19 protein-coding genes and 1 other RNA gene are annotated in these 20,807 nt (G+C 42.0%); 11 read left to right on the top strand and 9 right to left on the bottom strand.

Features of this window, described 5'->3' with window-relative positions:
* Positions 1-21 precede the first annotated feature (21 nt).
* Positions 22-2,187, top strand: coding sequence for a tetratricopeptide repeat-containing sensor histidine kinase (locus Q3A68_RS02995; protein WP_302899550.1), 2,166 nt, complete (start codon positions 22-24; stop codon positions 2,185-2,187).
* A gap of 1 nt (position 2,188) precedes the next feature.
* Here the strand turns inward: Q3A68_RS02995 and Q3A68_RS02990 are convergent, their stop codons facing one another.
* On the bottom strand, positions 2,189-3,529 hold the full coding sequence (locus Q3A68_RS02990; RefSeq protein ID WP_302899549.1) for a GH1 family beta-glucosidase: 1,341 nt from the start codon (positions 3,527-3,529) through the stop codon (positions 2,189-2,191).
* 364 nt (positions 3,530-3,893) lie between these two features.
* On the opposite strand from Q3A68_RS02990, the gene Q3A68_RS02985 reads away from it, so the two are divergent.
* The 6 genes from Q3A68_RS02985 (at position 3,894) to Q3A68_RS02960 (ending at position 7,791) form a co-directional block, all read left to right on the top strand.
* A complete protein-coding gene (locus Q3A68_RS02985; RefSeq protein WP_302899548.1) occupies positions 3,894-4,349 on the top strand; it encodes a DinB family protein in 456 nt (151 codons plus the stop codon).
* A 53-nt stretch (positions 4,350-4,402) separates the two neighbouring features.
* Entirely contained in the window at positions 4,403-4,816 is a 414-nt protein-coding gene (locus Q3A68_RS02980) for a hypothetical protein (protein WP_302899547.1), read from the top strand.
* Positions 4,813-5,472 carry an SCO family protein gene (locus Q3A68_RS02975; RefSeq protein ID WP_302899546.1) on the top strand — a complete coding sequence of 220 codons (660 nt, stop codon included), beginning with the start codon at positions 4,813-4,815 and terminating at the stop codon, positions 5,470-5,472. Before Q3A68_RS02980 ends, Q3A68_RS02975 begins: the two co-directional genes overlap by 4 nt.
* Positions 5,469-5,888, top strand: a complete 420-nt coding sequence (locus Q3A68_RS02970) for a c-type cytochrome (protein WP_302899545.1) — start codon at positions 5,469-5,471, stop codon at positions 5,886-5,888. The genes Q3A68_RS02975 and Q3A68_RS02970 overlap by 4 nt, the downstream gene beginning before the upstream one ends.
* A gap of 36 nt (positions 5,889-5,924) precedes the next feature.
* An RNA gene (gene rnpB / locus Q3A68_RS02965) (RNase P RNA component class A) lies at positions 5,925-6,292 on the top strand.
* Between the two features lie 119 nt (positions 6,293-6,411).
* Positions 6,412-7,791, top strand: coding sequence for a sigma-54-dependent transcriptional regulator (locus Q3A68_RS02960; protein ID WP_302899543.1), 1,380 nt, complete (start codon positions 6,412-6,414; stop codon positions 7,789-7,791).
* Positions 7,792-7,851: 60 nt separating this feature from the next.
* Here the strand turns inward: Q3A68_RS02960 and Q3A68_RS02955 are convergent, their stop codons facing one another.
* Genes Q3A68_RS02955 through Q3A68_RS02945 form a run of 3 tightly spaced genes read right to left on the bottom strand, consistent with a single transcriptional unit; the run spans position 7,852 to position 13,311 of the window.
* Positions 7,852-11,067 (bottom strand): error-prone DNA polymerase, encoded by a 3,216-nt coding sequence (locus Q3A68_RS02955; RefSeq protein ID WP_302899542.1) that lies wholly within the window; start codon positions 11,065-11,067, stop codon positions 7,852-7,854.
* A 4-nt stretch (positions 11,068-11,071) separates the two neighbouring features.
* A complete protein-coding gene (locus Q3A68_RS02950) occupies positions 11,072-12,583 on the bottom strand; it encodes a Y-family DNA polymerase (protein WP_302899541.1) in 1,512 nt (503 codons plus the stop codon).
* The gene (locus Q3A68_RS02945; RefSeq protein ID WP_302899540.1) at positions 12,580-13,311 is read right to left on the bottom strand and encodes an ImuA family protein; all 732 of its coding nucleotides are present in this window, start codon (positions 13,309-13,311) and stop codon (positions 12,580-12,582) included. The genes Q3A68_RS02950 and Q3A68_RS02945 overlap by 4 nt, the downstream gene beginning before the upstream one ends.
* 93 nt (positions 13,312-13,404) lie before the next feature.
* Here Q3A68_RS02945 and Q3A68_RS02940 point away from each other — a divergent pair, with 93 nt between their 5' ends.
* Complete coding sequence (locus Q3A68_RS02940; protein WP_302899538.1) at positions 13,405-13,686, top strand: hypothetical protein; 282 nt, start codon at positions 13,405-13,407, stop codon at positions 13,684-13,686.
* On the opposite strand, the gene Q3A68_RS02935 is transcribed toward Q3A68_RS02940, so the two are convergent.
* Entirely contained in the window at positions 13,669-14,535 is an 867-nt protein-coding gene (locus tag Q3A68_RS02935; RefSeq protein WP_302899537.1) for a fructosamine kinase family protein, read from the bottom strand. The two genes, Q3A68_RS02940 and Q3A68_RS02935, sit on opposite strands and share 18 nt — an antisense overlap.
* A 69-nt stretch (positions 14,536-14,604) precedes the next feature.
* Between Q3A68_RS02935 and lepA the strand changes: the two genes are divergently transcribed.
* Together lepA and Q3A68_RS02925 are read left to right on the top strand one after the other, a co-directional pair.
* Positions 14,605-16,392 carry a translation elongation factor 4 gene (gene lepA / locus Q3A68_RS02930; protein WP_302899536.1) on the top strand — a complete coding sequence of 596 codons (1,788 nt, stop codon included), beginning with the start codon at positions 14,605-14,607 and terminating at the stop codon, positions 16,390-16,392.
* 97 nt (positions 16,393-16,489) lie between these two features.
* Positions 16,490-17,371: a bifunctional 5,10-methylenetetrahydrofolate dehydrogenase/5,10-methenyltetrahydrofolate cyclohydrolase gene (locus Q3A68_RS02925; RefSeq protein ID WP_302899535.1), complete on the top strand. Its 882-nt coding sequence runs from the start codon at positions 16,490-16,492 to the stop codon at positions 17,369-17,371.
* A gap of 53 nt (positions 17,372-17,424) precedes the next feature.
* On the opposite strand, the gene Q3A68_RS02920 is transcribed toward Q3A68_RS02925, so the two are convergent.
* From Q3A68_RS02920 to Q3A68_RS02905, 4 genes are read right to left on the bottom strand one after another with little or no spacing between them, the layout of a single operon-like run.
* Complete coding sequence (locus Q3A68_RS02920) at positions 17,425-18,396, bottom strand: NAD(P)-dependent alcohol dehydrogenase (RefSeq protein WP_302899533.1); 972 nt, start codon at positions 18,394-18,396, stop codon at positions 17,425-17,427.
* Positions 18,397-18,452: 56 nt separating this feature from the next.
* Positions 18,453-18,887, bottom strand: coding sequence for a hypothetical protein (locus Q3A68_RS02915; protein ID WP_302899532.1), 435 nt, complete (start codon positions 18,885-18,887; stop codon positions 18,453-18,455).
* Positions 18,887-19,225, bottom strand: a complete 339-nt coding sequence (locus Q3A68_RS02910; protein WP_302899530.1) for a Rieske (2Fe-2S) protein — start codon at positions 19,223-19,225, stop codon at positions 18,887-18,889. Before Q3A68_RS02910 ends, Q3A68_RS02915 begins: the two co-directional genes overlap by 1 nt.
* Positions 19,226-19,230: 5 nt before the next feature.
* Entirely contained in the window at positions 19,231-19,992 is a 762-nt protein-coding gene (locus Q3A68_RS02905) for a hypothetical protein (RefSeq protein WP_302899529.1), read from the bottom strand.
* A gap of 187 nt (positions 19,993-20,179) precedes the next feature.
* On the opposite strand from Q3A68_RS02905, the gene Q3A68_RS02900 reads away from it, so the two are divergent.
* The gene (locus Q3A68_RS02900; RefSeq protein ID WP_302899528.1) at positions 20,180-20,803 is read left to right on the top strand and encodes a 7-carboxy-7-deazaguanine synthase QueE; all 624 of its coding nucleotides are present in this window, start codon (positions 20,180-20,182) and stop codon (positions 20,801-20,803) included.
* Positions 20,804-20,807: the final 4 nt, after the last annotated feature.

The raw sequence follows: 20,807 nt of genomic DNA, 5'->3' as shown, positions 1-20,807 counted from the left end.
CGTGGTTAGGACTCTCTATTGATGCTTTTATTAAAAACCAAAAACAAGTCGTTCCCGCTTACCGTAGGTATGTGCCTGGCAAGCTTGTTTTTATATTTTTTCTCTTTCCTGATCATTTCTTGCAACAAAAAAAACACAGAAGCTAGTGAGTTTTCTGATGCTTTTAAGCCCGTTTTTGCAAACACTACCCATTATTTTGATTTTAATCAACCGGCCCGTGGGATGTACTATCTCGACTCAGCATTTGCCCATATCAAAAATCCAAACCTAAATGACCGGTTCCGATATTTTGGCTTTCATTATGTTTATCAGCAAAAAACTAAAGGCAATTATAAGCTTGCCCTGGCGTTTGCAGATAGCATGCTCGCCACAGCACAACAAAGTGTTAGTAAACAACAGTATGTGTCAAACTTTGCCGAGGCGAATTATGCGAAAGGTGACACCTATTTTAGCCTGAACCAATATAATGATTCGTATCAATGTTATTTTCAGGGCTACCTTATTGCAAAAAGCTACCTGAATAAAGTATCCTTGTCTGATTATACTTACCGAATGGGTATGATTATGTACAAGCAGGCTCACTACAAACAGGCGGCACAATATTTTAAAGATAGTTATGCTCAAAACCTGTCGATACCGGATAATGGGAAAGACGATTTTCCAACTTTCTATCGTCGTCAGGAATTACTAGATAACATAGCAATAAGCTACAGACATAATGGCAATTTGGATAGTGCTGTTTTCTATTTTGATAAAGCCCTTGCATTCGTTAATAGTAACATCGATCGTTTCAAAAACAGAGCTGATATGCTGGATATGGCCAGGGGGGTGATCTATGGTAATAAAGCTGAAGCACTTATCATGAGTAAACAGTATGACAAGGCTAAGGGGTTACTAAGAAAAAGCATTGCTATCAACTTAAAGAAAGGTGGCGATAACCGTGATGCGCAATCATCCGAAATTAAACTGGCACAGATCTATTACAATCAACATAAAAGAGATTCCTTATATAAGCAACTGCTCAGCCTGCGCAAACAATTGGATGTTTTAAGTAATCCGGATGCTGAAATTGACTGGAACAGGCTCATGGGAGCATATTACCTGGAGAAAAAAGACGCTGTTAAAGCTTTGACCTATATTCAGCATTATAATGTATTTAAGGATTCGGCCATTAAGAGACTGAGTACATTAAAAGAAAGCGATGTAAACCAGCAGTTAGCAAATTTTGAAAAACAATACGAAATTGAAAATCTGAGCAACAATAATAAACTGCAGAAAATTTATCTGTCTGTAGCTATTATCTCTGCGTTGATGGCTATTGCGATCATATTTCTGGTTTGGCGCAACTGGAGCAGATCGAAATTGGATGTAATTACAGTAAAAAATCTAAACAAGGAGATCAATTCGCAAAAGAAAGATCTGGAAAAAGCACTTGACGAAATTAAGAACAGTAGCCGTGAGAAAGACCGCATTTTGCGTACAGTAGCGCATGATTTGCGAAACCCACTTGGAGGCATAGCTTCATTAACCAGTATTATGGTGGAAGAAACAGCGTATGATACCGATCTGCAATATCAATTAAAGATTATTAAAGATACCTCATCGGATACGCTTGAACTGATCAACGAGATTCTGGAAGCAACAAACACCACCTCAACTGCTCTGAAAAAGCAACTGGTTGAAGTGAATTCATTGTTAAACAACAGTATCGAATTATTAAGATTTAAAGCTTCGGAAAAGCATCAGGAAATCATTTTAGATCCATTAAGTTCAATTGAACAATTATATATCAATCGTGAAATGATATGGCGCGTGATAAGCAACCTGATCAGTAATGCCATAAAATTCAGTCCTGTAGGCGAAACTATCCGCCTGAAGTGTATCAATGAATCAACTCAGGTACAAATATCCGTAACTGATCATGGAATTGGCATTCCCGACGAGATGAAAGATAAAGTGTTCAATATGTTTACCGATGCCAAGCGGGCCGGCACTATTGGCGAGAAATCGTTTGGGCTAGGACTTTCTATTTGTAAACAGATCATTGAAAAACATCAGGGCAAAATTTGGTTCGAAAGTAAGGCCGGAAAGGGCACCACATTTTACATAAGCCTCCCAAAGCCAAAGAAGATGGATTTGATTATCCTTGAATCAGACCGCGAGGCCAGTAAACAAAAGGTAAACTAATTTAACCTTTTAAAAAATCGGCATACCACTTACCCGACGACTTGATGATGCGTTTTTGCGTGTCAAAGTCAACATGTACCAATCCAAAACGCGGATGATAGCCTTCGGCCCATTCAAAGTTGTCGGTTAAAGTCCACACAAAGTATCCTTCTACTCTGCAACCTTCCTGTTTCGCTTTAAAAACCTGCTTCAAATGGCTCTGCAGATACTCTGTACGAAGGGGGTCATTTACCTCATCATCTATAGCCTCATCGGGGAATGCCGCACCATTTTCTGTGATGAGTATCTTTTTAATCTGTGGATAAGCATTAAACTTTTTAATAATATGGTAGATTGCCGGAGGGTAGACTTCCCAACCCATTGCGGTTATAGCCACCTTTCGGTCTTTTGCCTTTATTAAGCTGGCATTAATATATGGCGTAAAGAATGAATAACGTACAATTTCCCGCGTATAATTTTGCAAACCGATAAAGTCAAAATCAAATGACATATTCTGCTCATCGCCAGGCTGAATAAATTTTTCAAGACCTTTTAGAACCGGAAGATCGGCTACAGGGTATCCTAAGCCCAATACAGGTTCAATAAATAGACGATTTACCAAAGCGTCAGCTACCATCGCAGCTCTCATATCACGTTTACTAGCTGACCGTGGTTCAATATAGGAACACGAAAATGTAGTACCTATTACCGCATCGGGCAATATTTCACGGAGCTTCGTGGCACCAGCAGCCATACTAAGAACAATGTGATGTATAACAGGCAAGAAATTCTTTAGCCCAGTTCGTCCCGGGGCGTGTATTCCAAAAAAATACCCTGCTCCTGCGAATACCGACGGCTCATTCATCACCATCCAATATTTTACCCTGTCACCAAAGCTTTTCGCACATAAAGTGACAAACTCGGTAAACCACTCTATAATATCACGGTTTGTCCAGCCGCCTTTATCTTCTAAAGCCTGCGGCAGGTCCCAGTGATAAATGGTAACCCAGGGTTCGATACCTTGTGAAATGCAATAACTAATTACACGGTTATAATAGTCAATACCGGCCTGGTTAGCTTCGCCTGTTCCATTTGGCAATATGCGCGTCCAAGATATTGAAAATCTGAAATTAGGGATATTTAACTGCTTGATAAGATCAATATCAGCCTTGTAGTTATTATAGAAATCGCAGGCCACGTCTGCTTTATGGCCATTTAATATTTTACCTTTTTTCGCAGTGAACGCATCCCAGATGGACGCCCCTTTACCGTCGGCATCACACCCTCCCTCTATCTGAAATGCAGCTGTTGATACACCCCACTTGAAATCTTCCCCAAAAAGCGCTTTAGTCAAATGATCCATAAGTTATTGATCCATACACAGGATAAGCCCCCGTCAAAAAGCCTGATTTGCTTTTAACAGCGGACAATAATATGAATCCCAAATTGTACAATATAATTGGATAATAGAAAAGTAAAACCGATAAAAGTGTTTAGTGAATAAAAGTTGATCTCATGCTTTTTAAGATCATCCATTCACGTAAACTTCTGAAAAGAGCGGAAAAGAGTTTCATAACAATTCATTTTCTTGATATAAAACTAATACAAGTATATAATCTAATAGTGAAGACAACATTATCTTTTTGTTATGCACATAAGTTGAAAAATTGACTTCGAACAGACGCAGTAAGGACTAAATCACGTCCTCCGTTAATTAAATTTGACGGATGAAAGATTACTTTATCCGCCTGCTTCATTACGATCGGTATGCCAATCTGCGTATCTTGGCCGCCTTACTTCAAACCGAGGACCGAACCAAAGCTGAACAATTGATGGCGCACTTATTAATAGCACAACAAGTTTGGTTGGGCCGCTGCATAGGTAAACCCGCTAGTGTTACCACTTTATGGCCCGACTGGAAGGCTAACACCTTCGAGCAAATAATAAATGATAATCACAGTCAATGGCTGACATTCCTCGTAGGTGCAAGCAATAATGATTTTGAACAATCCATATATTACAAAAACCTGCAGGGAGATACTTTTGAAACCAGGCTCTCCGATATCCTCACCCATTTAATTAATCACGGAACTCATCACCGTGCACAAGTTGGTCAGCATTTAAAACTTGTGGGGATAGGTTTGCCCGGTACTGATTATATATTATTTGCACGTGAACATTAATTTGCTCCGGCTTTTGCGGTTTAAATCTTACTTTTGAGCCTAAATATACTACTATGAAAAAACGATCTCTTGTACTTATTGCAAGCTTAATTTTTGCAGCTTGTTCTGATAATAAAAAACAGGAAAAAGAGCTCCTCAGTAATATTCTAAAGGTACATGATAAATTAATGGGTAAGGATGAAGCCATCATGAAAAATAAAATGGCATTGGACAGCCTGCTGAAATTACCCGCAAAAGACACAGCAGAAAAAACCAATATGAAGGCAATTGAGCTAAAATTAACTGCTGCCGAAGAAGCTATGGAGATTTGGATGCAAAAATTTGATCCTGATGTGATTAACAAAAAACAGCATGATGAGATCATAAGTTATTATAACGAGCAAAAAAAAAGCATAATGTCGGTTGATTCACTCATGAATACCGCTGTTGATGAATCTACCAAATACCTTTCAAGCAGAACAAAATGAAAAATTTCCTGATCGCGGGATTTGTAGCAATAACATTATGGAGTGCCTGCAAATCGGGTTCTGATAAAAAAACATTACCTATTTACGGCAACCGTGAACCAATAACCAAAACTGTAGATGGCAAACAGGTAACGGACACTATTTACCAAACAATCCCCCCTTTTAAATTTGTCAATCAGTATGGGGATAGCGTAAGTAATAAAACCCTGAATGGAAATATTTATGTAGTCGACTTCTTTTTCACCACCTGCCCTTCGATTTGCCCCATCATGCACCGTAATATGTTGAAGGTGTATGATACCTTTAAGAGTACGGGTAATTTTAAGATCATATCCCACACTATCGACCCCAAGCACGATAGTGTACCTGTTTTGAAGAAGTATGCTGATAAATTGGGGATAACCGGGAACACATGGTGGTTTCTACAAGGTAAAAAAGAAGATATTTATACCATCGCTGAAAAGAATTACCTGGTTGCTGTGAAGCAGGACGGCAGCGCTGCCGGAGGCTATATTCACGCCGGCTATTTCGTATTAATCGATAAGCAAAAAAGGATCAGAGGTTCATACGATGGTACCGATCCAAAACAAGTGGATCAGTTGATAGATGATATCAAAACCTTACAGGCCGAACCCGATCAAATGATTGTACAATGAGTTGGAGATTTGTCAGCAGCATTGCGGCATTTTTAGCTATTCTGTTTATTACGGCCTGCCAAAGTGATGAAAGCCTGGAATTCAAACGTTATTACTCATCCGGCGCGCTGGTATATCAGCAGCATTGCCAAAACTGCCACGGTACTAAGGGCGAAGGTTTATCAGCACTCATACCTCCGCTTTCAGATTCAACCTATTTAAGAAAAAACATATTGGCCCTACCCTGTTATATAAAAAATGGCTTAAAAGGTCAGATTATTATAAGCGGTAAAACCTTTGAAGATGTGATGCCAGCTAATGATCTTTCACCTGTAGAAATCTCACAGGTATTAACGTACATTGGCAATTCATTCGGCAATAAATTAAGTACGATTGATGAGCAATCGGTACAAAAGAACCTTGCCGGCTGCAAGTAATCACTTAATCAATCAACTTAATAAACTATCTTTGTGTCTGCAAATCGTTCTATCGCTTCCGCTTTAGGCGGAGGAGGAAAGTCCGGGCAACATAGAGCATCCTGCTTCCTAACGGGAAGGCGCCGTTCAGCCGGTGACAGAAAGTGCCACAGAAAATAAACCACCCCGATTTATCGGGGAAAGGGTGAAAACGTGAGGTAAGAGCTCACGGCTTTTCCTGGCGACAGGGATCGCGGTAAACCTCAGGAGTTGAAAGACCAAATAGGTCCTGGAAATGAAGCTGCTCGCTTTTGTATCGTTTCGGCGGTCACCAGGATGGGTAGGTTGCTTGAACCTGTCAGCAATGACAGGGCCAGATCAATGATAGAACCAGACAGAACCCGGCTTACAGCTTTGCTGCTGAATTTGACCTCTTTCTTAAACGGAAGGGGTTATTTTTTACCTGCTTTTAAAGTGTTTGTTTTTCTATACAACAATTCTCTATCTTCGTGTGTTTAATATTTCTACCGACTCTAACTAAAAAATGGCTAAGATTTTAATTATTGATGATGAGCGTGCGATTCGTAGCACCTTGCGCGAAATACTTGAATATGAAGATTATGAAGTTGAAGATGTGGATAATGGAACCGACGGTCTTGAATTAATTGAACATAATAACTACGACCTGGTTCTATGTGATATAAAAATGAACCGCATGGACGGCATGGAGGTTCTTTCGGAAGGACTTGCTATTAAACCGGATCTGCCGTTTATCATGATATCGGGCCACGGCACAGTGGAAACTGCTGTGGAGGCCAGCAAAAAAGGCGCGTTCGACTTTATTTCGAAACCGCCAGATCTGAACCGTTTACTGATTACAGTTCGAAATGCCCTGGACCGCGGCAACCTTGTTTCCGAAGCGAAAGTTTTAAAACGAAAGGTTTCTAAGGTACGCGCTATTTTAGGCAATTCCCAACCGATACAGAAGATTAAAGAAACTATTGAACGAGTAGCACCTACCGATGCCCGTGTATTGATAACCGGGGCGAATGGTAGCGGGAAGGAATTGGTTGCTCGTTGGCTTCATGAAAAATCGAACCGCTCTTCTGCGCCTTTAATTGAAGTAAACTGTGCCGCTATCCCTTCAGAGCTGATTGAAAGCGAATTATTTGGGCATGAAAAAGGTTCATTTACTTCGGCTGTAAAGCAACGCATTGGCAAATTCGAATCGGCCCATGGTGGCACATTATTTTTGGATGAAATCGGAGACATGAGTCATTCGGCACAGGCTAAAGTATTGCGGGCTTTGCAGGAAAGCAAAATAACCCGTGTAGGAGGAGAAAGAGAAATTGAGGTTGATGTACGTGTAGTAGCTGCAACAAACAAGGATCTGCTTAAAGAAATTGAAGCTGGCAACTTTCGTATGGACTTGTACCATCGTTTAAGTGTGATTTTGATACATGTGCCGCCGCTTTCAGAACGCAGAGATGATATCGGCTTACTCACACAAAATTTCATCGAGGAAATATGTAATGACTACGGCATGCCTCCAAAAAAAATATCGGAAGCTGCTATTGATGAGTTAAAAAAATTACCCTGGACCGGTAACATTCGTGAGTTACGTAACATGGTAGAACGTCTGATTATTCTGAGTGATAAAATAATCACGGATAACGACGTTAGGTCTTTCGCTAATCCGTCTGCCATTGGCCCATCGACTAATGGCGGCTCGGCAGCCCCTCAAACGGATTTTGATCAGTTTGCCAATTTCCAGGAATACAAAGATTATGCGGAGCGCGAATACATCAAATTTAAACTGGAGAAGAACAACTGGAATGTATCCAAAACTGCCGATGATATTGATATTCAACGCAGTCACTTATATAGTAAGATCGAAAAGTTTGGTTTAAAACGAGGCGAGTAATGCATTTTTACAGTGCTTTGAATTAATAAAATTCAAAGCGCTGTAATGTTTTAAGACCACCTACTGAAAGTTCCGCCCCTTATAAAAAACCTTTTCTACTCTTTTATTTTGATCGGGTGCTGTATTTCGTTTATCAGGCACAGATGCCGTTCGTTCATCAGCGCGTGATAAAGAAAGCACCGGCACATCTTCATTTTTTTGAGGCACCAGTTCAGATAAATATTTCGACAGGTTGAAACAACGATTAACAATCACATGGATGACCAGTCCTTCGATCTGCAACTTACCCTCTACCATTAACAAACGTGATTGAAGTATTTCCTTCCGATATTTGTCAAACAACTTTTCCCAAACCACCAGGTTAGAGAATCCGGTTTCGTCTTCGATGGTGATAAACAAAATCCCCTTGGCTGTGCCTGGTCGCTGCCTAACGGTTACAAGCCCTGCTACTTTAATTAAATCTCCATCTTTAAGGGTGGACAATTCGCTGGTCGTCCTTACATGCAACAGGTTTAATTTCTCACGGACAAAACTCACCGGATGCGCTTTCAAGGATAAACCTATAGAGGCATAGTCCTGAACTACATGCTCCGCCTGGGTCATAAATGGTAAAACCATTTGATGTTCTTGGGTGCTTTCAGAAGGTTGCCCTATAAAAATCCCGGTAGGTTTATCAGCTAGTGCCGCCACTTCCCATAAAGCTTGTCGACGATCAAGATCAAGTGATCTGAATGCATCTGCATCGGTCAATTTTTCTATAGCAGTTTGAGATATGCCCGCATCACTTAATTGATTAATACTTTTATAACCATTCCCACGTGCCGCGATTAATAATTGCATTTCTTCTTCCTTCAATCCTTTTACCTGCCGGAAACCTAATCGCAAAGCGCAGTACTTACCTTCTTTTTCTTCCAATGTATTATCCCACATGGAATGATTAACATCCACCGGCCGTACTATAACCCCATGTTTTTGTGCATCTATCACGATCTGGGCAGGCTGATAAAAGCCCATGGGCTGGCTATTAAGCAAAGCCGCTGTAAAAACATCCGGATAATGACACTTGAGCCAGCAGGAAATATAAACCAAATGAGCAAAACTGGTGGCATGACTTTCAGGGAAACCATAACTGCCGAATCCTTCCAATTGCTTAAATACTCGGTTTGCAAATTCTTCCTCATATCCTCTTGTCACCATCCCGTCGACCAACTTCTTTCTATGCTGGCTCACAAGTCCTTTCGCCTTAAAGGTTGCCATGCTGCGCCGTAGTTGATCAGCTTCAGCAGGTGTAAACTCTGCTGCTACAATGGCAATTTCCATCGCTTGTTCCTGGAATAATGGTACGCCTTTAGTTCTGGCTAAAATAGCTCTTAACTCTTCCTTAGGGTATTCTTCAGATTCTTCACCATTACGACGACGTAAATAAGGATGTACCATGTCCCCCTGTATCGGGCCGGGACGCACAATAGCTACCTCGATCACCAAATCATAGAACTCTCTTGGTTTCAGCCTCGGAAGCATTGACATTTGCGCCCGGCTTTCAATTTGGAAAACACCCAAAGTATCTGCTCTGCAGATCATATCATAAACTCTCTGATCATCCTGAGGTACGTTCTCCAAAGTAAGATTGAGGTTATAACTCGATTTAGCCAGGTCGAATGCTTTGCGTATACAGGTGAGCATGCCAAGACCTAACACATCAACTTTTAAAATCCCTAAATCTTCCAGGTCGTCTTTGTTCCACTCAAGCTGGGTCCGGTCTTCCATCCGGGCATTCATCACAGGGCATATATCCGAAAGTTTACATTGTGTAATAACAAAGCCTCCGGTATGCTGCCCTAATTGGCGCGGAAAGCCCATGAGTTGATCGGTCAGCTCCAAAACCTTAAACAAATGAGGGTCATCAGGATTCAGTCCTTGTTCGAGTATTCGCTGACGGTCAAAAGCCTCTTCCGAAAAATCCCATATCGCACCCGAAAGCCTTTTAATCGTATCTTCGGATAGCCCCATCGCTTTACCTACATCCCGTATAGCCCCTTTATGCCGTTCCTGAGTTACAGTAGCCACAATGGCGGCATGCTCACGGCCATAGGTTTGGTATATCCATTGAATAATCTCCTCGCGCCTTTCATGCTCAAAGTCAACGTCCACATCAGGCCACTCATCACGCGCGTCAGACATAAATCTTGAGAACAGCATTTGCGATTTAGTAGGGTTTACGGGGGTTATACCCAGACAAAAACAAACCGTACAGTTAGCAGCCGATCCTCGTCCCTGGTGCAGGATACCTAATTCTGTTGCCTTATTAGTGTATTCATATATCCTCAAAAAATATGGAGCCAGTTTACGACGTGCAAAAAAAGCCAGCTCAAACTCGATCTGTTCAATTATTTTAGGTGTTATTTTATCACCAAGCAGTTTCCTGGCGCCATTCCATGTGTGTTCTGCAAGGTGCTCATCCGCTGTGCGCCCATCAGGACTTATCCATTCCGGTTCCAAATATTTCAACGTGTCCAGTGAGAATTGGCAAGCGTCGGCTATTTCTTGTGTTCGCACTATTGCATCAGGATACTGACGAAATAAGCGCTGCATTTCATCAATCGTTTTTAAATGGCGCTCTGCATTGGCATGCAATTTAAACCCGCCATTATTTACGGTACATTTCTCGCGAACACAGGTAACTACGTCTTGCAGCTCGCGGCGCTGTACTTCATGATAATAGACATCGTTTGTTGCTACCATCGCCACATCGAATTGCGAAATACGATGAAGCCGTTTACCATCATTCCCATCATAAGAGCGATTAGCTGCGATATAAAGATTATTGCCCAATACTTTATAATATTCTTTGATGTCCCTTTTGAAAGGATCATCAAAGTCAAACCTTTCATTTAAAGATTCAGGCGCAATAGCAATAAACTTTATTCCTTCGGCATGCTCAAATACATCCTTTTTATAAAGATCACATTTGCCTTTTTCAGCCCGCAAGTTACCTTTGCTTAGTAAAGCACATAACCGGCCCCAGGCAGTAATATTAGTGGGATAGGCAAGCAGGCTTGGCCCATCAAGTAAATCAAGCCGGCAAGCCGGGATAAATTTTATACCTAAAACCTGAGCAGTTTTATGAGCACGAACCACTCCAGCCACACTATTACGGTCGGTAATTGCAATGGCAGTATAACCATATGCCGCAGCTTGCTGCACCAGCTCTTCGGGGTGTGAGCCGCCCCTTAAAAAGCTAAAATTGCTGGTTACCTGTAATTCCGTATAGCTCATAATATCAGGCAAAAAAACCGTGAATAAACCATTGCTTGGGTTGGCCATCAGAATAATGACCTGAGCGGAACAACCAATAACGTTGGCCATCCTGATCTTCTACATAATAATAATCCCGATGCTCACCTTTCTCCAGCCACCATTCCCGCTCAATACGTTCAGGACCATCTGCTTTTTTGATTTGATGAACTTTATTCTTGTAAACAAAAAGCATCGGCGGGTAATCCGGTATAGGTGCCGTTACTTGAATTTGTTCAGGCTTTTGTAGTAACAGAGAGGGCCTCGGTCTGTCGGTACGCCAGGCAGTCATACGTTTATCCTGTAATGTTTTTGCCTGTTTTATTGACCTTTCCGGCCAATGGCACTCTTGTGGTAAATAGCGATGAATAGTCGCTGCGCCCATTTTATTGGATATTTTGTCAAGAAGTTCAGTCAGGCGTCCATCTTCCAACCCTCCCGATGTGGTTGACCAAAGCACCTCTTGTTCCGGTTCAACGTCTTCTACTTTTAATGCATCAAGCGTAAACAACTCTATTCCCAAAGCAGGTTCAATGAGAGGCACTTTTAACTCAAATAGCTTAAATAAATGATCGATATAGCGCGATGGGTGACTTGTGCCGATGCTTACCTGTATGATCTTGTCATCTACCCGGTAGCATTTTAAAATGGCTGTTCTCAAACCCTTTCCTTCACCTTCTAAACGATGACAAAGCTGCTCCAGAAGTTTCCTAATGGCGATTTCGATCCCGGTAGCTGTTCTGATCGGCTCCAGGCATGGCAAACGCTCGTGATAAGGCTCAACGGGTTGCAGCAGTTGCATGGGTTCATCCTCATTACCTAAAGCCTGGTCTAACCTCATTAAAAACTCCTGCCCAAAACGTCGTCTCAGAACAGGGCGCCCCATGCCGATAAATCCCTGAATAGTATAGAATCCCAGCTTCTGTAACCGTTCAAGAGTCAGCGGTTCCAATCGTAATGCTGCTGGCGCTAAGGACAGCAAAGCTTCCGTCTGTTGGCCTGGTTCTATTATTGGTTTTACTTTGCCAAAACGTGCGACGGCCCAAGCCGTGCCTATCGTATCGGCCATAGCACCCCTTGCGTCGTAGCCTTTGCTTCTAAGCGTTTTGATAATTGCGCCCAAATAAGCTCTTTCTCCACCCCATAAATGACTGCAGCCGGAAATGTCCAGTATTAATCCGTCGGGCATATCTACAGCAATCAACGGTGTATAACGAATACACCACTCGCCCAACGCCTTTAATAATTTTGCGGGTTGTCCCGGTATATCATCCATCATTTCAAGGGATGGAATAATAGCCCTCGCATCAGCCATTGCCATTTCGGTAGTAATTCCCTGCATTTCTGCCAGTGCATTGGCTGCAGTGATCACAACACGCCCCCTAACAGGTGTTGTCAAAACAAATGGCAATTCACTAAATCCCGGATGTTTAAGGGTCATCCAGTCGGTCATCAAATGACGGAACCATATAGCAACAAATCGTCTTTTTACCCTCATCCAGCCCTCCTTTCCAAAGCTTCGTGTGCTATTACTTTTTCATCAAGCGATACAAAACTTCTGCCGGCCCATTCCATTTTCCAAACCCCCGGACTCCCGTTACGAACTTTAAGCAATTCAACCTGCCAACGCGGGAAACCTACACCTGGTAAACCATCTTCGGTTTCACTTGATATTGGGGATACCCTCCAGCGTGCTACACAGGTACTTGTTTTAGCTTTATTCAGATCTGTTCGCATAATAAAGCCAGTCACCTTACTACTTTCAACTGCCAATTGCAACCTACGTGATTGCGCAATATTGATATCCTGCAATTCTGCTATAACTGCGGTCAGGCTCTCACATTTCAGGGCTTCTTCTGTTACCCAAAGCATATCTCTTTCCCGCTTCAGGTCTATAAAGATCATTCTGTCGGGCTCTATATTAAATGCGCTCAAGGAAGATGGAAATAGCTTTCTTGCTGACCCTATCCAAAGGCATACCCCGTCCTGTTTTATCAATTTTCCTAATATTCCCGTTATAAACCCGGACGTTGCTGCCGCTTGTTCAGCTGTTGGACAAATTAACTCATGCAAAGCACCGAGCGGAAAAACGCCATTTGGGAAAGCGCTTTCTATCGGGCCGAGACCAAAAGTATCAGCACTATCGGTTTGGGGTGGTTTAAATCCCTCCCAAAGCAAAATATCCTTTTGCAACTTGCTGATTATGTCTCTTTTGTTATCCGGCATAACTGTTTATTACGGATAACAAAATTGCTAATATTTTTAGTATTTTTAGTAAATAATTTTCATTTTTGTTTTGCTATGGTAAAACATATTAATTTGATAACAGAAACGAAAGTTTGGATAAAACGGAAAAATGGCACAGGCGAGATCATACAAGTAATACTTGACCACCGAGTTGGAAGCAAGGTCATTGCTTATAATCTATACAAAACGTTTGATGAGCACCCTGACTATTTGGGCAGGATATTGTTTGACGTAAAAGGCTATTGGATATACGATGGTTCAGTGATGAGCATTGACGAACAGGAACAGCTGGCCAAGTTCATTATTTGTCATGTTAAAAAGCACGCAGCGGCAGTATCAGATGAATTGCGTTAAGCAATCCCTCACCTGTGCTAAATATCCTGAGCCAAATAAATTCAGATGTACCAGCAATGGATACAAATTCCAAAGATCAAGACGTTGTTGCCAGCCTTTTGCTAAAGGGGAATGATGGTTATAAGCCTCGTAAAACTCGTTAGAGAAACCGCCGAATAAGGTAGTCATAGCGATATCAAACTCGCGGTGGCCATAGGATACTGCGGGATCGATCAGGTAAGGGTTGTTATCAACGCTGATCAGGTAATTACCGCTCCACAGATCTCCGTGGATAAGAGAGGGGGGTTCTTCCTGGAACAAGCCCGGAAGTTGTTTATACAGCTTCTCGAAATTTTGTATATACGTGTTGTTTATCAGATGTTTATTTATAGCTAACTCAACCATTGGTTTCAATCGTTCTTCGATGAAAAACGCCGCCCATGTTGGGTGTGAACGATTACCTTGCTTTAATGAGCCCATGTAATTATCAGCCACTTCGCCAAAGTTTGCAGAAGTGTTCCGGTGCATCTGAGCGAGTTCCTCGCCTAATAATGCCGATGATTGGGGATTGGGCCTTTTAGTTTCGATCCATTCCAACACGAGGAGACTATCACTTTCAAAATTATCCTGCAAGATAACCGTCGGTACATGAATAGAATTTGTACTTTTTATAATGTCCAATCCTTCGGCTTCCGCCTTAAACATACCGGGGAAAGCACCCTTATTATTAAGCTTCAAAAGATATTTTTCCTTTGCAGTATGCAAGCAATAAACATGGCTGATGCTTCCCCCACCAACGGGCCCAGCCTTGCTTATTGTCGCATTCAATTCCTTTTCCAGGTGTCTTAAAAGCTCATTATTGATAGCCATATCATCAAAATACCTAATTCAAAACGGCATTCCAAAATGTCGCCTTAAAAAGCTATTTTTGCGCTTCAAATGGAGCATATTCGTAATTTCTGTATTATAGCACATATCGACCACGGTAAAAGTACGCTTGCCGACCGGTTATTAGAATATACCAACACCATTACCCAGCGCGAATCGCAGGCACAGTTGCTTGACGATATGGATCTGGAGCGTGAGCGTGGTATTACCATCAAGAGCCACGCCATCCAGATGGACTATGTCCTAGATGGTCAAAAATATGTTCTGAACCTGATCGATACACCCGGACACGTGGATTTTTCGTACGAAGTTTCCCGCTCTATTGCGGCCTGCGAAGGCGCTTTGCTCATTGTAGACGCCGCGCAAGGTATACAGGCACAAACTATATCTAACCTGTACCTGGCACTAGAAAACGACCTGGAGATCATCCCTATATTAAATAAAATGGACCTTCCGGGCGCTATGCCTGAGGAGGTTAAAGACCAAATAGTTGACCTGTTGGGTTGCAAACGCGAGGAAATTCTTGCTGCTTCAGGTAAAACCGGTATGGGCGTGCATGATATCCTGCGGGCTATTGTGGAGCGTGTCCCCGCTCCTGTCGGCGATCCGCAAGCTCCGCTACAGGCTTTGATATTTGACTCGGTGTTTAACTCATTCCGTGGTATTATTGCTTATTATAAGGTTGTAAACGGCCAGATCAGGAAAGGTGATAAAGTTAAATTTGTGGCTACCGAAAAGCAATACCTTGCAGATGAAGTAGGTACATTGAAGCTTAACCAGTTACCTAAAGATGTGATAAAGACCGGTGACGTAGGATATATTATTTCGGGTATAAAAGAAGCGCGTGAGGTAAAAGTCGGTGATACGATAACACATGTAGAACGCCCCTGCGAAAGCGGTATACAAGGCTTTGAGGAAGTAAAACCAATGGTATTTGCAGGTATTTACCCGGTGGACACGGAAGATTATGAAGAGCTTCGTGAGTCGATGGCCAAGTTGCAGTTAAACGATGCCTCACTGGTATTCGAGCCGGAATCATCGGCGGCACTGGGTTTTGGTTTCCGTTGCGGTTTCCTCGGGATGCTGCACATGGAGATCATCCAGGAACGTTTGGAGCGCGAGTTCAACATGACGGTAATTACCACCGTTCCCAACGTATCATACAAAGCTTATACCACCAAAGGTGAAGAATTACAGGTAAATAACCCATCTGATCTACCCGATCCAAGCAAGTTGGATTATGTAGAGGAACCCTATATCCAAGCTACTATCATTACCAAAGCGGAATTTGTTGGCCCGGTAATGTCACTGTGTATTCAGAAACGTGGTTTTATTAAAAACCAGTCATACCTTACTTCAGATCGTGTTGAATTGATTTTCGAGATGCCAATGGGCGAAATCGTATTCGACTTTTATGATAAACTAAAAACCATTTCCAAAGGCTACGCTTCATTCGATTATCACCAAATCGGCTACCGCCAGTCGGACCTGGTGCGTTTGGACATCCGTCTGAACAGTGAACCGGTTGATGCTTTGTCATCTTTGATCCACCGCAGCAACTCGTATGATTTTGGTAAAAAGATATGCGAAAAGCTGAAGGAATTATTACCACGTCAGCAGTTCGAGATCATTATACAAGCGTCTATCGGCGCCAAGATCATCGCCCGTGAAACAGTAAAAGCTTTGCGTAAGGATGTTACCGCAAAATGTTATGGTGGTGATATTTCGCGTAAACGTAAGTTGCTGGAGAAACAGAAAAAAGGTAAAAAACGCATGCGACAGGTTGGCAACGTGGAAATCCCGCAATCTGCGTTTATGGCGGTGTTGAAACTGGATTAATAATAGATTTGAGATGTTAGATATGAGATTTGAGACCGATCTCATGGTTTTAAATTCTTATCTCAAATCTCACGTCTCATATCTCACATCTAAAAAAATGGAATTACTCGACGGTAAATACGTATCAGAAAAATTAAAGGGCGAAATAGCTGAAGAAGCAGCCAAAATTTTAGCAAACACAGGCCGCAAACCGCATTTGGTAGCGGTGTTAGTTGGTCATGACGGCGGCAGTGAAACTTACGTAGCCAGCAAAATGAAAAATTGCGAAAAAGTAGGTTTTAAGTCTACCCTGGTACGCTATGAAAGCGACGTAACCGAAGAAGAGCTACTTAAAAAAGTAGCTGAACTGAATGCTGATCCGGATATTGACGGTATTATCGTTCAGTTGCCTTTACCAAAACATATCGATCCGGAGAAAGTAACCGAGCAAATTGATCACCGCAAGGATGTTGATGGTTTTCACCCTATTAACCTGGGTCGCATGCAGCGCAACCTGCCGTCATTCATCCCGGCTACCCCTTATGGGATTACTTTAATGCTGCAAGAATACGGTATTGATACTACCGGCAAGCATTGTGTAGTAGTTGGTCGCAGTAATATCGTGGGCTCACCAATGAGTATTCTGATGGCGCGCAATACCCAACCAGGCAACTGCACTGTAACTATCTGCCATAGTCGCACACCGAATATTAAAGAATACACCCTTCAAGCCGATATCCTGATCGTAGCCATTGGTAAAAAGAACTTTATTACTGCCGATATGGTGAAAGATGGTGTGATCGTGATTGATGTGGGTATGAACCGCGAAGTATCAACAGTAACCAAGTCAGGTTACAAACTATATGGCGATGTAGACTTTGAAAACGTTGCACCAAAATCATCATGGATCACTCCTGTACCGGGTGGTGTTGGTTTGATGACTATTATTGGATTGCTAAAGAACACACTGGCTTCTGCAAAAAAAGAGGTATATCCTTGAAATGCAGCAAAGGTTAAAAGCATTAGTCGTTGAGCAACATTTAGACAGTACTGTTACCCTAAGACTATTACAACTTTCCCTCGGGCGTGTCCTCCTTCCAGATAACGGATGGCCTCGTGGATCTCGGTCAATTTATAACTTCTGTCGATAACAGGCGCTATCTTACCAGACTGCATAAGCTCTTTTATTAAGATCAGATCGTCTTTATTGATTTTCGCCAGAAATCCGACAAATTTTTTGCTTCCGATTGAAGATAGCATTAGCGCTTGTATGGCATGAATAATCGGGCCAATCATCCACACGTCAGACGGCCCTCCGGCCCCTACATAGATTCCTCCTTGATTTAAGACCCGTTTATATTCCGACAATGAGTGATTCCCAACGGTGTCGAAAATCAAATCATAACATTGTGCACTTTGGGTAAAATTCTCCCGGGTATAATCAAAAACGTGCTCCGCGCCTATAGACCGAACCATATCCATATTCCTTGTACTGCATACACCCGTCACATCCGCTCCGAATGATTTGGCGATTTGTACTGCAAATGTCCCCACCCCACCCGCGGCTCCATTAATTAAAACATGTTTTCCTTGCTGAATACGTCCTTTGTTTCGAAGCCCTTGGAGCGCAGTCAGTGTGCCAATAGGTACGGAGGCCGCTTGTTCAAACGATACGTTTTCTGGTTTTATAACTAATGTTGATTCTGAAGCGCATGCATATTCTGCAAAGGCGCCACGGCATGAGCCAAATACCGAATCCCCGGCCTTGAACTGCGTTACATTCTTTCCAACAACTTCAATATAACCAGCTACATCAGCACCCAGTCTTTCAACCTTGGGTTTCCTAAGCCCGGTCATTAGCCGAACAGGATATGGTGTACCCCTCATAAAGTGCCAGTCGAGCGGATTAACAGAAGCCGCGCAAACTTTTATCAAAACCTCGTTGTCGTTCGGAACAGGAATTTCAACATCGTTAATTTGGAGAACGCCCGGTGGGCCATATTTACTATAAGTAACTGCTTTCATTAATTGACTTTAGTATCTGTTTGATTGTTTTTAAGAACAATTAAACTTACCAAATACTAATGTAAATACTCCTCAGGTATTAAATGGTTTTCATTTTCATCGCTCCAGGCCATTGATAGTATACGCCAGTGACCTTCGATCTGCACGAATTGAATGAAGTTAATGCCACGGGGTAACTTTGGCATTTCATGATCCGCAAAATTGTATTCATAAACACTGATGCGGTGGGCAACCTTGCCAAATACTTCAGTTTTTGAATGTAACTCTCGCTGCATAAATTGCTCGATTGCGCCGTCAGCAACTTGTGACTCCATTGCTTTTATAAAGCTTTCTGCGGTAAAAGTTATTGGCTTACTAAAGCTGTTATTGATTAATATACCCGTCCCATAGAACAATATTTTCACTGGAGTAAAATCCGGTGATGTTGAATGGCCAAAACTGATCGCCCGGTAAAAATCTTTAGTCAGATAATCGATTTCCGCGGTACTCATTACTTAAATGCTTGTTTCAATTTATCCCAAAATGAGCTTATACCTACATATATTATCCCATCCTTTATCTCTATAGGATAACTCTCGATATAGTCATTCTGGCCTTCACTTCCCTTACCTGTTTCGAGGCTAAATGAATAACGATGCACAGGGCAAATAAGTTTTCCTTCTTCGCACCATCCTTGTGTCAAATCACCACCTGCATGTGGGCACCGGGCTCCAAGTGCATACACTTTATCATCAACGCTTACCAGACAAAGCGTTTTGCCTCCTGCTTTTACTTTCTTTATAAATGGTTTTCCAGTGAGTTGTATATCGGGTATTAGGTACCAGTTCATATAGATCAAAAGTCGATCTTCAAATTCATTACGTTTGGATTCTTAATAATCTCATCCATATTGGTTTGAAGGATAACCCTCTTCCTGTCGGCAGAAAGTATCGCCTTAGGGTTGTTTACTTTTTTTACAGGCTTGGCAAAGTTGAGGATCACTTTATAAGGCATATCGATCAGCATCGCTTTTGCCATTGCAAAAGTTGACTGCGTTTTTTTCAGGAAAGCATTAAATTTCGCTTTATCGATGATGCGGTAAAACTTATGAGGGCTTACTTCATAAGTGTAATAATCCTGCCCGCTTATAAGCTGACTGGCGTCAAAATCACGGGTATTTTTATCCTTGGTTACGCCTTTGAGATTACTGTTTGATTCTATCCTTGAGATATTGCGAAGGTAATATTGCAGGTCGGCCGCATCTTTTGCATCATGGGTGATGCTGATCTTCATCAGGCTTTTCTGAAGGTTCATCTTCACCGACAGATTGCTACTTTTCGCCAGGTTGCTTTCATCCAGCGTCATTCGTTGTTGCGTACTGTCGGGCAAGGCGCTGTAGAAGTTAAGTGTAGTATCTTTTACAACGGCAAATTGCGGCGTTGCCTTTACAGAATCCGACATCAGGTTCATCAAAACTGACACCGCTTTACTCATGTCAAAGCTGTAGGCAACCTTGCACGAACCATCGGCTTTAAAGTCGTAATGTTCCTCTACATCAACACACGATGTCAGGCAAAAAATCACCAAAACAGTCATGAACATGTAGAGTTTTCGCATACCTGAACCTTTAAAGTAATAGTAAAAAAATAAACGGACTTTTAAAAGCAAAAAATTAAATAATATATTGAAAAAGAACCTGTTGATAATCTTGATATTAAGTTTATCCTTTTAAAGTAAAATCCGTACTGTTTGTGTTATTCTGCTTTACGGTCTCAGCTTAAAAAGGTAATTTTGCGGCTTAATTATGGCACACCAGGTTCCGGAAGATGGCACATTACTTCCTTTAATGGAAGAGTTTTATACAATACAGGGCGAAGGATTTAATACCGGAAAAGCCGCTTATTTTATCCGCCTTGGCGGTTGTGATGTGGGCTGTCACTGGTGCGATGTTAAAGAAAGCTGGAATGCTGAATTGCATCCGCTCACAGCAGCTGACCAGATTGTCGAAAATGTTTCAAAATATCCTTCAAAAGCAGTTGTAGTTACAGGCGGAGAACCCTTGTTATATAATCTGGATTACTTAACCAGCCAATTACAGCAAAAAGGAATTAAAACTTTTATCGAAACTTCAGGTGCTTACCCCCTGTCAGGCAATTGGGACTGGATATGCTTATCACCTAAAAAGTTCAAATCTCCATCTCCGGGTATTGCGGCACATGCAGACGAGCTTAAAGTGATTGTGTTCAACAAATCAGATTTCGCCTGGGCCGAGGAACATGCTAAACTGGTATCGCCTGATTGCAAACTTTACCTGCAACCCGAGTGGTCAAAGGCAAAAGAAATGACGCCACTCATAGTAGATTATGTAATGAACAATCCGAAATGGGAAATATCACTACAGACTCATAAATATTTGAATATTCCTTAAAAGG

The organism is Mucilaginibacter tolerans, assembly GCF_030519375.1.
Taxonomy (GTDB): Bacteria; Bacteroidota; Bacteroidia; order Sphingobacteriales; family Sphingobacteriaceae; genus Mucilaginibacter.
Note: the sequence above shows the minus strand (reverse complement) of the source record. Positions and strands in the feature narration are given on the sequence as shown.